Source organism: Gordonia sp. UBA7860 (assembly GCF_002500165.1).
Lineage (GTDB): Bacteria > Actinomycetota > Actinomycetes > Mycobacteriales > Mycobacteriaceae > Gordonia > Gordonia sputi.
The window spans coordinates 60,104-75,252 of the sequence record NZ_DLSO01000206.1; the positions used below are offsets into that span (position 1 = coordinate 60,104).

General features: G+C 66.2%; 17 protein-coding genes. 11 read left to right on the forward strand and 6 right to left on the reverse strand.

Translation table 11 applies throughout. The features are described from left to right. Positions 1–68: 68 nt before the first annotated feature. Positions 69–1,115: a glycosyltransferase family 2 protein gene (locus B3T59_RS24410; protein ID WP_287005351.1), complete on the forward strand. Its 1,047-nt coding sequence runs from the start codon at positions 69–71 to the stop codon at positions 1,113–1,115. Positions 1,116–1,374: 259 nt separating this feature from the next. Here the strand turns inward: B3T59_RS24410 and B3T59_RS24415 are convergent, their stop codons facing one another. The 4 genes from B3T59_RS24415 to B3T59_RS24430 form a co-directional block, all read right to left on the reverse strand. Continuing rightward, on the reverse strand, positions 1,375–2,001 hold the full coding sequence (locus B3T59_RS24415) for a PIG-L deacetylase family protein (RefSeq protein ID WP_251723507.1): 627 nt from the start codon (positions 1,999–2,001) through the stop codon (positions 1,375–1,377). 74 nt (positions 2,002–2,075) lie between these two features. Next, the gene (gene gndA, locus B3T59_RS24420; RefSeq protein ID WP_287005352.1) at positions 2,076–3,536 is read right to left on the reverse strand and encodes an NADP-dependent phosphogluconate dehydrogenase; all 1,461 of its coding nucleotides are present in this window, start codon (positions 3,534–3,536) and stop codon (positions 2,076–2,078) included. Between the two features lie 104 nt (positions 3,537–3,640). Next, positions 3,641–4,591: a M56 family metallopeptidase gene (locus B3T59_RS24425; protein ID WP_287005353.1), complete on the reverse strand. Its 951-nt coding sequence runs from the start codon at positions 4,589–4,591 to the stop codon at positions 3,641–3,643. A gap of 98 nt (positions 4,592–4,689) precedes the next feature. Then, a complete protein-coding gene (locus B3T59_RS24430) occupies positions 4,690–5,088 on the reverse strand; it encodes a BlaI/MecI/CopY family transcriptional regulator (protein WP_287005354.1) in 399 nt (132 codons plus the stop codon). 252 nt (positions 5,089–5,340) lie between these two features. Here B3T59_RS24430 and B3T59_RS24435 point away from each other — a divergent pair, with 252 nt between their 5' ends. From B3T59_RS24435 to B3T59_RS24470, 8 genes are all read left to right on the forward strand, one after another. Continuing rightward, the gene (locus tag B3T59_RS24435) at positions 5,341–5,772 is read left to right on the forward strand and encodes a PaaI family thioesterase (protein ID WP_005206835.1); all 432 of its coding nucleotides are present in this window, start codon (positions 5,341–5,343) and stop codon (positions 5,770–5,772) included. After that, positions 5,769–7,016, forward strand: a complete 1,248-nt coding sequence (locus B3T59_RS24440; RefSeq protein ID WP_287005355.1) for a DUF6986 family protein — start codon at positions 5,769–5,771, stop codon at positions 7,014–7,016. Before B3T59_RS24435 ends, B3T59_RS24440 begins: the two co-directional genes overlap by 4 nt. 96 nt (positions 7,017–7,112) lie before the next feature. Continuing rightward, complete coding sequence (locus B3T59_RS24445) at positions 7,113–7,415, forward strand: urease subunit gamma (protein WP_064867661.1); 303 nt, start codon at positions 7,113–7,115, stop codon at positions 7,413–7,415. Between the two features lie 120 nt (positions 7,416–7,535). Further along, positions 7,536–7,865 (forward strand): urease subunit beta, encoded by a 330-nt coding sequence (locus B3T59_RS24450; protein ID WP_287005356.1) that lies wholly within the window; start codon positions 7,536–7,538, stop codon positions 7,863–7,865. A 1-nt stretch (position 7,866) separates the two neighbouring features. Then, a complete protein-coding gene (locus B3T59_RS24455; RefSeq protein WP_287005357.1) occupies positions 7,867–9,585 on the forward strand; it encodes an urease subunit alpha in 1,719 nt (572 codons plus the stop codon). A gap of 38 nt (positions 9,586–9,623) precedes the next feature. Continuing rightward, positions 9,624–10,292 carry an urease accessory protein UreF gene (locus B3T59_RS24460; RefSeq protein WP_064867655.1) on the forward strand — a complete coding sequence of 223 codons (669 nt, stop codon included), beginning with the start codon at positions 9,624–9,626 and terminating at the stop codon, positions 10,290–10,292. A gap of 79 nt (positions 10,293–10,371) precedes the next feature. Further along, a complete protein-coding gene (gene ureG / locus B3T59_RS24465; protein WP_064867653.1) occupies positions 10,372–11,058 on the forward strand; it encodes an urease accessory protein UreG in 687 nt (228 codons plus the stop codon). Further along, a complete protein-coding gene (locus B3T59_RS24470; RefSeq protein ID WP_287005358.1) occupies positions 11,058–11,765 on the forward strand; it encodes an urease accessory protein UreD in 708 nt (235 codons plus the stop codon). Before ureG ends, B3T59_RS24470 begins: the two co-directional genes overlap by 1 nt. A gap of 25 nt (positions 11,766–11,790) precedes the next feature. Here B3T59_RS24470 and B3T59_RS24475 read toward each other — a convergent pair whose 3' ends face one another. Beyond that, positions 11,791–13,251, reverse strand: a complete 1,461-nt coding sequence (locus tag B3T59_RS24475) for an NAD(P)/FAD-dependent oxidoreductase (RefSeq protein ID WP_287005359.1) — start codon at positions 13,249–13,251, stop codon at positions 11,791–11,793. A 175-nt stretch (positions 13,252–13,426) separates the two neighbouring features. Then, positions 13,427–14,044, reverse strand: coding sequence for a GNAT family N-acetyltransferase (locus tag B3T59_RS24480; protein ID WP_287005360.1), 618 nt, complete (start codon positions 14,042–14,044; stop codon positions 13,427–13,429). Between the two features lie 183 nt (positions 14,045–14,227). Between B3T59_RS24480 and B3T59_RS24485 the strand changes: the two genes are divergently transcribed. Beyond that, positions 14,228–14,722: an acyl-CoA thioesterase gene (locus B3T59_RS24485; protein ID WP_313317155.1), complete on the forward strand. Its 495-nt coding sequence runs from the start codon at positions 14,228–14,230 to the stop codon at positions 14,720–14,722. Positions 14,723–14,741: 19 nt separating this feature from the next. Continuing rightward, positions 14,742–15,149 (forward strand): exodeoxyribonuclease V subunit gamma (locus B3T59_RS24490; protein WP_287005361.1); only part of this gene is annotated, 408 nt, incomplete at its 3' end.

Consider the following 15,149-nt stretch of genomic DNA (forward strand, 5'->3'; position numbering starts at 1 on the left):
CCTTACGAGGAAGGTTAGGCTAACTTTGCTGGCAAACCGCTGTGAAGTGACTGAGCGCAAGGAGTGACGTGGGCAAGGTGGCGCCGACGCCCGATCCGACGCGCCTGTCGGTAGTCATACCCGTCTATCGGAGTGCGCGGTACATCGAGCCGTGCCTGCGTGCGATCCTGAGCCAAACGAGGCCAGTCGACGAAGTAGTGCTGGTCGACGACCGCGGTGACGACGGATCGATCGCGGTGGCGACGCGCAGCCTGACGTCGGCTGGTGTCGACCACCGCGTTGTCGAACTCGACCGCAATCGTGGCGCGGGTTATGCGCGCAACGCCGGCATGCGTGCAGCAACCGGTGACGTGGTCTGGTTCTTCGACAGCGACGATCTCGCCGACCCCACGTTCACTGCACGCATGCTCGACGCGCTGGCCCGAGAACATGCCGACTTCGCTTCCTGCCGAACGATGTTCGTCGATCCGACCGGAGCCGCTCTCGGCGTTGCCGAACGTCGGACGCCACGGCGGCGATCTGTCGATGGCAGCGAGTTCGCACGAATGCTCATGCGGGGCAGGGTGAAGGCGTATCCGCCGGCACGATTGTTCCGCCGCGCGGTGCTCGGCGACGCACCCTGGGACGAGCGCAGGGCGTATGAGGATATGGCCGCGACGCTGCGCATCGCGCTGCGGGCCGACCGCGTCGCCCTGGTCGACGAGCCGCTGCTCTGGTATCGACAGCATCCCGAGTCGACGTCGCAGGTCACTTGCACGCACACCGCCGATGTCTTCGCGATGGGCGACGAGGTGGCCCGGCTCGCCCCGGAACTTCGCGAGCGCGACGCGTTCTGGGGATCGAGTCGTTGGGGATCGAGTCGGAACCGCTCGCTCGCCCGCGCGTTTCGCTACCGGGAGGTGCTCATACCTGCCGCACACATGGCCATGCGCGCTGCGCAGGCTGGCACCGGTGACCCCGACGTCGTGCGGTCTCTGATCGCGGAGTCGCGTCAGAGGTCGTCGCTCGTCGACGTCGTGCCGTTGGTCGCCGCTGGTCAGCTACGTTCCGCGGCGTTCGCGGTCGGCATGGCGGCCTCGCCGTCGGCGTACGCGCGGGTGCTGAACACTCGCTGACCGCCGTGAACGCGCGCGCTCGTGGGAGCGCGGCCGCGGTACGTACACAATCCGGTCGTCAGCGCGGCGCCACGACAATAATTGTCTCGGCGCCCCGCTGACGTCACAGTTGTGTACGCACCTCTGCAGCATGGACCGCGCCCGGGCCAGCATTACGCGAAATCGCCCGACCTGGGGTGACGGAGCGCATGGCCGACGCCCGCGCCTCCCGCAGGTCGCCGCGTGAGATCAGGCGCGGGTGCTGCGCACCCGGACGCCGTCAGAGATCACGCGAGACGGCCCAGAAACGTTCGGGCGCAACAATTTTGTCGATGTCGAACTGCGTGTTCTGGGTGGGGTAGCACTCGACGGCCGCGCGTTTGAGATCCATCGACCCGGCAGCCGGTCGCACCTCGTCGAGCACGCATCCGCGCCAACGCAACACGTCGCGGCTGGCCATCTCGTCGCCGCGGCTGTAATTGCAGTACGGCAGATCCGCGTACATCCACAGGGGGACCGGCAGCCGGGCCGCCAGAACCGCGTTGCGTACGAGCAGATGGTCGGCATGCCTGACACCGAGCGGCCCGATGACCACCTGTGGTCGGTGGGTTTCCACCAGTTCGGATATCGCGCCGCTCAGCGCCCCGGGGTCGGCGCCACCGTACTGCTGGTCGAGGAAATCGAGATGCACCGCGCGACCACCGAGCGTCGCGACGGCCTTCTCGTCCTCTGCTCGGCGGACGTCGAGTGCTTCGGTCGACGACGCGAAGCCGGTGGAGCGATCCCACTCCGTGTGCTGGGGCGGACTCGGCCGACCGGCCAACATCGTCACGACGACGACGTCGTCCATAGCCGACAGCGCCGCACCAGCCGAATACACCGCGTCGTCGAGGTGGGGAGAGATCACCAGAACCCGCGACAGATCCGCCGGGTCGAGTCGCTCTCCGCCTGCTGCGGTCAGCCTGTCTTCACCCTCGACGCTCAGTCGGTCTTCACCTCGGTGCGATCCTGGCCCCAGAGCGTGTGGAAGGTTCCGGGCTTGTCGACGCGCTTGTAGGTGTGCGCGCCGAAGTAGTCGCGCAGGCCCTGCGTCAGGGCGGCAGGCAGCCGGTCGCTGCGCAGCCCGTCGTAGTAGGAGATCGATGAGGCGAATGCCGGTACGGGCACTCCCATCAGCGTCGCCGCCGACACCACTCGTCGCCAACTGTCGAGGGACGACTCCACGGCGTCGGTGAAGTAGGGCGCGAGGAGCAGGCTCGGCAGGTCGGCGTTGTCGGCGTACGCGTCGCGAATCCGGTTGAGGAACTTCGCGCGGATGATGCAGCCGCCCCGCCAGATCGTGGCGAGCGAGCCGCGGTCGACGTTCCAGTTGTACTCCTGGCTGCCCGCGCTGATCTCGTCGAATCCCTGGGCGTAGGCGACCATCTTGGAAGCGTAGAGCGCGCGGCGGATGTCCTCGACGAACTGGTCTTTGTCTTTCGGAGCCTCTGCGAGCGTTCCCGACGCCAGCGACGTCGCCGCGGACCGCTGGTCGGCAGCGCTCGACAGCGCTCGGGCGAACACCGCCTCCGCGATCCCGGTCACCGGTATGCCGAGATCGAGTGCGGCCTTCACCGTCCACCGGCCGGTGCCCTTCTGGCCCGCCTGGTCGACGATGACGTCGACGAGTGGTTTACCGGTCTCGGCGTCGACCTGGGCCAGCACCTGCGCGGTGATCTCGACGAGATAGCTCTCGAGCTCACCTTTGTTCCACTCGGCGAAGACGTCGGCGATCTCGGCGGGTTCCATGCCGAGGCCGCGACGCATCAGGTCGTAGGCTTCGCCGATGAGCTGCATGTCGGCGTACTCGATGCCGTTGTGGACCATCTTGACGAAGTGGCCGCTGCCGTCGGGACCGATGTGAGTGCAACAGGGTTCGCCGTCGACGTGCGCGGAGATCTTCTCGAGCATCGGACCGACTGATTCGTACGACACCGCGGGGCCGCCGGGCATGATCGACGGACCGTTGAGTGCGCCTTCCTCGCCGCCGGAGATGCCCGCGCCGATGAAGTTCAGGCCGCGTTCGGCCATCGCAGCCTCGCGACGGATCGTGTCGGTGTAGAGGGAGTTGCCGCCATCGATGATGATGTCGCCCTTCTCCATCACGTCGGCCAGCTCAGAGATGACCGCATCGGTGGGGTCGCCCGCCTTGACCATGATCAACACGCGGCGTGGCTTCTCCAACGCGTCGACGAACTCCTGCATCGTCTCGGTGCGGATGAAGTTGCCTTCGCTGCCGTGCTCATCAAGGAGAGCATCGGTCTTGGCGATGGAGCGATTGTGGAGTGCAACGGTGTAGCCGTGGTGGGCGAAATTGCGGGCGATGTTGGAGCCCATGACTGCCAGGCCGGTGACTCCGATCTGGGCCTTCGACGACGCGGACGATGTGGCGGAGTTGGTCATGCCACCAGCCTATTGCCTCGGCGGCGTCCTGTGTTCTGTCGTGTCCGAAGTGTCGCACCCGCACCGGTCGACGGTGCCGCAAGCCGACCCGGCCCACGAGAGCATCAGTGAGCCGCGACGAGCCTGCTCAGTTCGGTCAGCCAGGGGATTGCGACGGCCAGCGTCGGCACCACCAGGATCGCGGTCGCGCCCGTGTACGCCACGGTGACCAGCCAGATCGGCGCGCGGTCGTGGCGGAGGCGATGGACGCGGGTCAGCGTTGTCGGCCCACCGACAGCCATCGCGCCGCGTGGTGCGACGGCGTCGGCGCACGCGACAAGCGCCCGCCCGAGTGTCGTCGGTGCGGTTGCTCGAACCGCCTGGTCGTCGGCGAGGGCCTCGACGAGAAGCTCTACCGAACCGAGCGCGGAGGAACTACGTACGAAGCGGGGAAAGGCTTCATGGAGCGCGATGAACGCTTCGAGGACGAGGTCGTGGCGTGCGCGCAGGTGTGCACGTTCGTGTGCGATGACGGCAATGAGTTCGTCCCGGGAGAGCCGGGCCACGACGCCCTCACTCAACACGACGCGCTGCCGAATGCCTGGCAGGCAGTAGGCGAGTGGCTGCTCGACGTCGATCATGCGGATATCGCGACCGAACAGCGGATGCGACTGATCGGAGCGGTCGCATCGGTCGAGGATGTCGATGAGTTGGCGATGCGTCGCCCGTCGAGCACGGGTGCGTACGCCGACGCGAACGACCGTGAAGATCAGGCGGGCGCCGATGAGTAGGGTGAGCGCGAAGACGCCCACATAGGCAATCCACAGCGGAAGCCCGACCCGTTCGATCTCTCGCAGTGGGTGGGTCGTCGGCGCGCCATCGGGACCGGGGGAGAGTAGATTCGCTGCGATTGCCAGACCGCAACTGAACGCCGACAGCACCGCGGCAAGGGCGATGGCCTGCCACAGCGTCATGGCCGCCCGGGGTGCACGAATCGGCCACTGGGCTCGCGACAACGCCTCAGGGGCAGGGCCGACGAAAACCAGCGTCATGATGCCGAAGAGCAGTGCGGTCATCGAGTGCTGTCCTAGCGGTGGGCTGTATAGCAGGATGAATCAGTCGTGCAAGTAATTAATAGAACGAAAGCAAGCGAATCAACGGTACTCAAGCGAATCTAGCTGGTCTCTTGAGTTCCGCGGGCTGCTTCGAGCTCATCGAGCGCACGACGCAGTGCGGCGGCTTCGTCGGCGCCTACTCGACCGACAAAGCTGACGAGGGCCGCGTGCCGAGAGCCGGGGGCGTGCGCTTCGCTGAGCGCATCGACCATCAACGACGCCACGAGGTCTTCGCGTGGATGGGTGGGGACGTACTTGTGGGCTCGGTCCTCGCGGATTTGTGTGACCAGGTTCTTCTTCGCCAGACGCTGCAACACGGTCATCACCGTGGTGTAGGCAAGGGAGCGGTCGCGGGATAGATCCGCGTGGACCTGGCGAACCGTCTGAGGTGTGGGACTCTCCCAAAGGAAGTCCATCACCGCACGCTCCAGATCGCCCAATCCGTTCATCTTTCGCATTTTACTGCCGTTTCCTCTACTTGCTCGACGCCGGGGCCAACTTGTCTCGCTGGGTGCCTTGACAATGTTGGTAAGGCTAGCCTACGTTAATCACAACGTCGGACCGCGCGAGAGTCCTGAGGGCTGCAGAGACCCCCGGTCCACGTCGCGGTAAGCCCCACATCCCCAACGGGATGTGGGGCTTACTGGTTCCCGGCGATGTCCACAGGGCCAGCCATGCTCGACCACGTGGGTCGTGACACTCTTGTTCGCATGACTGTTGACGACACGGACAACTTTTCGAAGTTCGCGGGCAAAGGCCTCGACGCCCTGCTCGGCCTGCAGATCACCGACATCGACGACGACGGCGCGGTCACCGCGACCTTGGAGATCGATTCGCGACATCACCAGCCGTTCGGCATCGTGCACGGCGGCATCTACTGCGCAATCGCCGAAAGCGTTGCCAGCACCAGTGGTTTCGTGTGGCTGTCCAAGCAGGGGCCGGGTCAGACGGCGGTCGGCGTGAACAACAACACCGACTTCCTCCGTTCGGTCAGCAGTGGCGTCGTCACCGCAAAGTCGTCGCCCATCCACCGCGGACGCCGGCAACAGCTATGGCGTGTCGAGATGTCCGACGACGCAGGTCGCCTGCTGGCCACGTCGCAGGTGCGTCTCCAGAACATCGACATGCCTGCGGGCGCGTGACCACGCGGCACACGTTGGGCGCCGACGTCCGGCGCTCGGTCGAAGAGCTGCTTGCGCCGGTCGACGACGATCTCGCGGCGCACTACCCCGGCGATCGTGCTGATCCGCAGCCGGTGCACACCGTCTACGTGAGCGCGGCAGACGTCGACGAACAGACGCCGCGGTCGTGGGGTGACGAGGCGCTCCGGATCGCCGACGCCGCGTCGCGTGTCCTCGGCGAACTCGCGGACGACGACGTGGTCGAAATCGTGCACGAGCGGTTACGAACCAACCCGATCGAGGATCTGCGGATCGATCTCGAAGACGGGTACGGATGGCGTCCTGACGCCACCGAGGATGCCGACGCCCGTCGCGCAGGCGAGACCCTCGCTGCCTGGACTCGCCAACGACCCCACGCACCTCGATCCGCGGGCGTGCGGGCAAAGGGGCTCGGAGCCGTCGAGCGCAGCCGCGGTCTACGCACGCTTGAACTGGTCCTCGACGCCGCGGGTGGGGTTCCCGACGGTTTTGTGTTCACCGTGCCGAAGCTGCGCGACGTGCGGCAGGTCGACGCCGTGAATCTGCTGTGCGCCGAGTTCGAGCGCGTCCACGGCGTGCCCGTCGGCTCATTGCGATTCGAACTGCAAATCGAGATCCCGCAGGCGATCCTCGGCCAAGACGGTCGCGCAACGGTTGCCGAAGCGGTGCATCGGGGTGCCCCGCGGCTGAGCGGCCTGCACTACGGCACCTACGACTACAGCGCAGCATGCGGAATCGTCTCGGCGCAGCAGTCTCTGTCGCATCCGGTCGCCGATCACGCCAAGAACGTCATGCAGGCCGCGGCCGCGCAGACCGGGGTCTGGCTCAGTGACGGCTCGACTCAGGTCATGCCGACCGGCGACGACGCCCAGGTCGCGGCGGCGTTGCGGCGTCACCACTGGCTGGTGCTGCGGTCGCTCGAGCGCGGCTACTACCAGGGGTGGGATATGCATCCGGGGCACCTGATCACCCGATGGGCCGCGGTCACCGGGTTCTACCGGTCGGCGATGCCGACCGCGGTGACTCGACTGCAGAGCTATTTCGAGCGACGCGGCGGCGACGTCGTCGACGAGCCGGCCACCGCGATGTCGTTGGCGCTGGTCGTCGGCCGAGGGTTGGCGGCAGGTGCGTTCACCGAAGGCGAGGTCACCGCGATCGCGCCGCAGTGCACCGCAACCCGCCTCGCACAGTTGCGCGCCACCGGCGGCGCACTCGTCGACGAGTGACGCCGCTTCGACGCGCCGCGGCGCAGCGCGCGTGGCAGGATGACCACACCAGCACTGGGGTGTGTCGACCCCGGATCGTCGTGAAGAGGGGTTCAGGTGCGGCTGTCGCCACATGAACAAGAACGGTTGCTCATCTCCTACGCCGCGGAACTGGCCCGGCGCAGGCAGGGGAGGGGTCTGAAGTTGAACCACCCCGAGGCCGTCGCGCTGATCACCGATCACGTCCTCGAGGGTGCGCGAGACGGACGCAGCGTCGCCGAACTCATGGCATCCGGTCGTGAGGTTCTTGCTCGCGACGACGTGATGGACGGTGTGCCCGAGATGCTCCACGACGTCCAGGTGGAGGCAACGTTCCCGGACGGGACGAAACTCGTCACCGTGCATCATCCGATCGGGTGATCCTGATGAGCTACTGGGTCCTTATAGCTCAAAAGCCAACGGCGACAACGTATTCCATGTTCGTGATCCCGTGTACCGGCGTGTCGGCGACACCGCGCGGCTGCCAGAACGAGAGGTGTCATGTCTGACGACAGTCCCGCGGTGATCCCCGGCGAGGTGATCGCCGCACCGGGAACCATCGAACTCAACGCAGGAGCCGACCCCGTGACGTTGACCGTCGTGAACTCGGGTGATCGACCCGTACAGGTCGGCAGTCATGTGCACTTCGCCCAAGCCAACTCGGCACTCGATTTCGACAGGGCTGCCGCGCGGGGCCGTCGACTCGACATCGCCGCCGGTACCGCGGTTCGCTTCGAACCCGGCATCGAGATGACCGTGACGCTCGTACCCCTCGGCGGAAGCCGTGAGGTATACGGGATTTCGCTGGACGCGCCGGGAAAGGTCGACTGACATGGCAATTCTGGGACGCGACCGCTACGCGCAGCTCTTCGGCCCGACGACCGGTGATCGAATTCGCCTCGCCGACACCGACTTGCTCATCGAGGTGACCGAAGATCGTTCCGGCGGACCGGGTCTCGCCGGCGACGAAGCGGTATTCGGCGGTGGCAAGGTGATCCGCGAGTCGATGGGTCAGAGTCGCGCCACCCGCGCCGACGGCGCCCCCGACACCGTCATCACCGGTGTGGTCATCCTCGATCACTGGGGAATCATCAAGGCAGACGTCGGTATTCGCGACGGACGGATCATCGCGCTGGGCAAGGCGGGCAACCCGGACACCATGGACGGCGTTCATCCCGACCTGGTGATCGGCGCCTCCACCGAGATCATTGCGGGAAACGGCAAGATCCTCACCGCGGGCGCCATCGACTGCCATGTCCACTTCATCTGCCCACAGATCATGGACGAGGCGCTCGGCAACGGCATCACCACGCTGATCGGCGGCGGCACGGGTCCGGCCGAGGGGAGTAAGGCGACCACGGTGTCGCCCGGCTCGTGGCACCTGGCGTCGATGCTCGCCGCGACCGACGGTTGGCCGATGAACATCGCGCTGCTCGGCAAGGGCAACACCGTGAGTGCCGAGGCGATGCACGAACAGATCCGCGCAGGTGCGTCGGGCTTCAAACTGCATGAGGAGGGGGGGAGTCCGCCCGCCGCGATCGACGCGTGCCTGCGCGTCGCCGACGAGACCGGGGTGCAGGTGGCACTGCACTCCGACACGCTCAACGAGGCAGGCTTCGTCGAGTCGACGCTCGGTGCGATCGCCGGACGCAGCATTCACGCGTATCACACCGAAGGTGCCGGAGGTGGGCACGCGCCCGACATCATCACGGTTGCCTCGGTTCCCAATGTGCTTCCGAGTTCGACGAATCCGACGCGTCCGCACACCGTCAACACGCTCGACGAGCACCTCGACATGCTGATGGTCTGCCACCACCTCAATCCGACGGTGCCAGAAGACCTCGCGTTCGCCGAGAGCCGCATCCGACCGTCGACGATCGCCGCGGAGGACCTGCTCCATGATCTGGGTGCGATCTCGATGATCGGTTCGGATTCGCAGGCGATGGGTCGCATCGGTGAGGTGGTGTTGCGTACCTGGCAGACCGCGCACGTGATGAAACGCAAACGCGGATCGCTGCCGGGCGACGGTGCGGCCGACAACAATCGCGCGCAGCGCTACATCGCCAAGTACACGATCTGCCCGGCCGTCGCGCACGGATTCGACTCCGAGATCGGGTCGGTGGAAACGGGCAAGCTCGCCGACCTCGTGCTCTGGGATCCCGCATTCTTCGGCGTCCGACCGGATCTCGTCATCAAGGGTGGCGCGATCGCGTGGGCACAGATGGGCGACGCGAACGCGTCCATCCCCACACCGCAGCCGGTGTTGCCGCGTCCGATGTTCGGGGCGAGCGCACCGTTGGCTGCCGCGACGTCGATCAGTTTCGTCGCACCGGGCTGCGATCCCGACCTCGCCGAGCGCATCGGTGTGCGACGCACACTCGTGCCGGTCACCGACACTCGCGGAATCGGAAAAGCTGACATGATCAACAACGACGCCCGGCCGGAGATCACCGTCGACCCGGACACGTTCACCGTGACCGTCGACGGCGAGGTGTGGGACGCGCCGCCGGTCACCGAACTGCCCATGGCGCAACGCTATTTCCTGTTCTGAGTTGCCCATGCTCCCGCCCCGATGTCGAGAACCGCACCATGACCCCACCTGAGAAACCCTCGCGCTACGCGGGCGCGCCGCTGGCGATGATGTTGTCGCTGGCCGATTCTCGGCTGCCTGTCGGCGGGCATGTGCACTCGGGTGGCGTCGAACAGGCCATCGCCGACGGCTTCATCCGTGGGGTCAGTGATCTCGCGTCCTTCCTACATCGACGTGTCACCACGAGCGGTTTGGTTGCCGCGTCCATCGCGGCGGCCGTCGCCGACGGCAGCATCGACGTCGCGCGTGCGCTGCAGGAAACCGACGCACGCACGCCGTCGGCGGCCGCGCGCAAAGCGTCGATCGCTCAGGGTCGCGGCATGCTTCGATTGGCCAAACGCATGTGGCCGGAACGGGATTGGTCGTCGCACATGCCGACGACGCATCTGCCGGTCATCAGTGGCGCGGTGGGTGCGGCAAGCGCGCTGTCGGGATTCCACACCGCTCTGGTACTCGTCTACACGACGATGAGCGGCTCGGCGACGGCCGGCCAGCGACTCCTCGCGCTCGACCCCGCCGACGTCGCGCTCATGATCGCCGACCTCGGTCCCGAGTGCGAACGTGTCGCGGCGTCGGCGGCGGTGGGCCTCGCCGACCTCTCCGATCCGGTTCTCGACGTCTTCGCCGAACGCCATGAGCGACAACCCATGCCCCTGTTCATGTCCTGACGTTGCCGTTCACCTCGCGACGTAGCGTTCAACTCACCTAGACCAACCCGCACTGTCCACAATCCCCGAAAGGATCACCATGCCACCGCATCTCATCGACGGAGAGCCACACAGCCACGATCACGATCGTCCACGACGTCACCGCGAGCCGGGCGAGGCGCTGCGGATCGGGGTGGGCGGACCAGTCGGCTCGGGTAAGACGGCTTTGGTCGCAGCGCTGTGCCGCCAGCTTCGTGAGGAACTCTCCGTCGCGGTTCTGACCAACGACATCTACACCACCGAGGATGCAGACTTCCTGCGGCGCAACGCAGTTCTGCCCGACGAGCGCATCACCGCTGTGCAGACGGGTGGTTGTCCACATACCGCGATCCGCGATGACATCACCGCGAATCTCGACGCGATCGACGACCTGGTCGCAGCGAATCCGCCGCTCGACCTGATTCTCGTCGAGTCCGGCGGCGACAATCTCACCGCCACCTTCTCGACCGGCTTGATCGACGTGCAGATCTTCGTGATCGACGTCGCCGGTGGCGACAAGGTCCCGCGAAAGGGCGGGCCGGGCGTCACCTTCTCGGATCTGTTGGTAATCAACAAGACCGACCTCGCCGAGCGGGTCAATGCCGATCTCGACGTCATGCGCCGCGATGCCGCGAAGGTCCGCGACGACCGGCCGACCGCGATGATCTCGTTGACCGACGACCCGGCCGCCACCGACGTCTTGGCGTGGGTTCGCGCACAACTCGCGGCCCCCGTGGCGACGGGGTAATGCGTACCAGGGTCGAGATCGTCGTCGAGCCCGGTCGGCGTTTCCGACATCGGGCATCCGGTGGGTTGGCCGTACGCCAAACCGGTTCGCAGGCAGCACATCTCATCGGAACGGCAGCAACGCCGCTCGGCGGCGACGACATCGAGGTGCGTGTGATCGTCGAAGCGGGCGCCCACCTCGACCTCGGCAGTGTTGCCGCGACCATCGCCCTGCCGTCGACCCGGCGCGTCGACTCGACGATGTCGTGGCACATCGAACTCGGGCCAGGCGCCCGGTTATATCTGCATCCGCAGCCAACCGTCGTTGCGGCCGGTGCTGATCATCGGTCGGAGGTCGTGGTCGCGATGTCGGACGACGCAATCCTCACGCTCGTCGAAGACGTGCAGATCGGGCGTTCCGCGGAACTCGGCGACAAGGACGCCGGCGGGCATTGGGAGGGCGGACTGCATGTCGACGTCGGTGACGTCCCCGCGCTGCGACACCGGGTGGCGCTAGGGGTCGGCTCCACTGCCCAGCAGTCCGGCCTTCGCGCGACCAGCAGCGTCTTTCGCTACCCGGACACGCGCGCCGATCAGGTCGACCCGGAGGCTTTCGCCGCCCGCCTGAGCCTGGCATCGGGTGGATCGCTCGCCACCGCACTCGGAGCGACCGTCACACAGACACGGCGCCTCGTCGACGAGATGGAACTCGCGACGATGGCGCCGTGACCTGAACCAGAAGTCGAGCGGGCGATTAGCTCGCCTTGGTGTCGGTTTTCTTCTCGACCTCTGCGTCGGCCTCCGGTGTCGTTGCGTCTGCCCCGACCGATTCGCCCTCGACCTCGTAGATGGGCTTGTTCTCGAGTTCGGAGAGATGCCCGATGGCGGTGCGGGCGTAGACCTGCTGTTCGGTCACCGCGAGCTGGGTGCGCCCACGGGTACTGAACGCGAAGAACCAGTTGATCAGCGTGTTGAGGCGGTTGCGGAAGCCGACCAGATAGACCAGGTGCAGGGCCAACCAGCCCACCCACGCGAAGTACCCCTCGGTCTCGAACCGCTTGTCTGTTCCCGGGATCGGCACCGACATCACCGCGGAGAACCGCGACACCGTCGCCATCGAACCCTTGTCGTGGTACGAGAACGGCTTTCGCTGCTGCGGGGTCTGACCCTTGAGTTCGTTCTTGATGCAGTCGGCCGCGTACCGACCGCCCTGAATCGCTCCCTGCGCCATGCCGGGCACACCCTCGACGGACATCATGTCACCGACGACGAAGACGTCGGGGTAGCCGGGGATCGACAGGTCGGCGAGCACCTTGACGCGGCCCGCGCGGTCGAGCTCGACGCCCGACTGCTCTGCGAGCTGCTTGCCGAGGGGGCTCGCCTGAACACCTGCAGACCACACCTTGCACTGCGACTCGATTCGGCGCGTGGTGCCGTCCTTCTCCTTCACCACGAGACCGTCGTAGTCGACGTCGACAACCATTGCGTTGAGCTGGATCTCGACGCCGAGCTTCTCGAGGCGCTTGGCGGCCTTCGTCCCGAGCTTCGGTCCCATCGGCGGCAGAACCGCAGGCGCGGCGTCGAGCAGGATCACCCTCGCCTGAGTCGGGTCGATGTTGCGGAAGGTGCCCTTGAGGGTCTTGTCGCTCATCTCGGCGATCTGCCCTGCGAGCTCGACACCCGTAGGTCCGGCACCGACGACCACGAACGTGAGCAACTTGTCGCGCTCGGCCGGGTCATCGGACAGTTCTGCCTGCTCGAACGCGCCGAGAATACGGCCGCGAAGTTCGAGGGCGTCGTCGATGGTCTTCATGCCGGGCGCGAACTCGGCGAACCGGTCGTTGCCGAAGTACGACTGATCGGCGCCCGCAGCGATGATGAGTTTGTCGAAGGGGGTCTCGGTCACTCGCTCGAGCAGACGTGACTTGACGACCTTGTTCTTGAGATCGATCTCGAACACGTCGCCCATGAGGACGGCGGTGTTGTTCTGCTTGCGCAGGACAACCCGGGTGGCCGGAGCGATCTCACCCTCGGCGACGATTCCCGTCGCGACCTGATAGAGCATGGGCTGGAAAAGATGGTGCGTGGTCTTGGCAATCAACGTGACGTCGACGTCGGCCTTGCCGAGTCGCTGCGCGGCGAACAATCCGCCGAATCCCGAGCCGATGATGACAACACGAGGACGGGCGGGGGCTGTCGGAGCGGGGCTGCTCATGATCGAGAACATCTCCTTCGCGCATTGCGGGAACGACGCGCAGGGCGCGCGTACATCTCAACGGTAGTCAATGATCAGTCGTAGGTCGCGGTGAGCCTTCGGTTGACGCCGAACTGCTCGCGCGGCGATGTTGCGGACGCATCACCGCCGTCACGTACGGCACCGCACCCGAGCGTCACGCGGGCAGGTTCAGCACCTGGTGTCGGCGCGCGTCTGCGCCCATGACCAGTGCTTCCCAATGGTGTCTGAGCAGCTCGTATTCGAGTTCTCCCAGGTTCTCACGATCCCCGTGACCAGGTGCGGGCTGCCCGCCGACGAGATCGCCGCCCGCCCGAACGCCTGACACTCGCATCCCGAGCTTTTCCATCACTCGTCGCGACGAGGAATTGCGCAGAGTGGTGCTCGCGAAAACACGCTCGGTGTGCAGTTCGTCGAATGCTAGTCCGACGACAGCGCGGGCCGCCTCGGTGGCGAGTCCACGGCCCCACGTCTCGCGGCACAGCCGATAGCTCAGTTCCATCTCCGAACGCTGACTGTGGCGGGGCGCACGGAGCAGTACCCAGCCGAGAAATGCCTGATAGCGCTGGTCGATGGCGATCCACATCCCACCCCGACCGGTGCGCAGTTCAGCCCGGGCGCGGGGGATGACCCAGTCGGAGATCTCGGCACGCGGCGTCGGGCGTCCGCCCGAGACAAACCGCATGACCTCGGGATCGGAGTCGAGAAACACGAGCGCATCGACGTCGGTCGCGTCGACCGGTCGTAGCCGTAGACGGCGAGTCTCAACGATCACACATCCCCCAAGAAAACCGAGCGTGCCGGGCAGTCATGGCCCCCTGCAAGTCTCTCCCCGGTCACGGAGTCTACGTAGTCTCCGCCCGGACCGGGTCAGATCGTCGCGGTGTGTCGTGCGTGAGTGTGCTGTTGTCACGACGCCGTGCCGCCGATGTCGGTTCCGCCGGATAGGCTGCGGAGCGTGTCAGATACCACTGTCCCGATCGTCGGTGGCGAGCCCGCCGCGTCCGTTGGTCCCGGTCCGGTGTCGCCGTCGGGCGCAACCACAGTGTCCTTACAGTTGCGCTGGGGCGACATGGATGTCAACAAGCATGTCAACAACGTGCAGTTCGCCAGGCTCTTCGAAGAAAGTCGTGTGCGCACGTTCGCGGAGTGGTTCGAGGGCAAGTCGGTGGTGCTCCCGATTCTGGTCGCGCGTCAGGTCATCGAGTTCCGCGCAGTCCTCGAGTACTCGTTCGAACCGGTCGCCATCACCACCGGCGTCTCGCGGATCGGACGGACGTCGTACACCCTGACGGCCGTCCTGGCCGATCCGTCCGGTCTCGTCTGTGCCGTCGCCGAGACCACGCTCGTCGCCATCGACCCCAGTACCTCTCGCCCGCGACCCATCTCCGACGACGGCCGCGCCATCCTTGAATCGCATCGCATCGAGCCGCAGCCGATGCACACGAACTGACCGAGGTCGGAATCACCACGTGCTGAGCCTCCACCGCGCAGAACGCAGCGACACCCTCGCCGACGCACTCGCCGACGTCCTGCGGACCCCGCTTGCCGATCCGATGGCAACCGAGATCGTCGCGGTGCCTGCGCGCGGCGTCGAACGATGGCTGACTCAACACCTCGCGACCACATTGGGTGCAGGCGCCGGCCGCACCGACGGGATCGCCGCGAACATCGACTTCTCGTCGCCGGCCGCGTTGAGCGAAGCCGTCGTGGATGCCGTCCGTGCAACGCCGCGTTCGCATACGGGACCGTATGGCCACCACGACCCCTGGGAACCAGCACGAATGGTGTGGCAGGTCCTCGCCGTTCTCGACGAGAACATCGACGATCCCGCACTCGAGATCATTGCGCGACATATCGGTTCGGGTCGCTCCGCGACG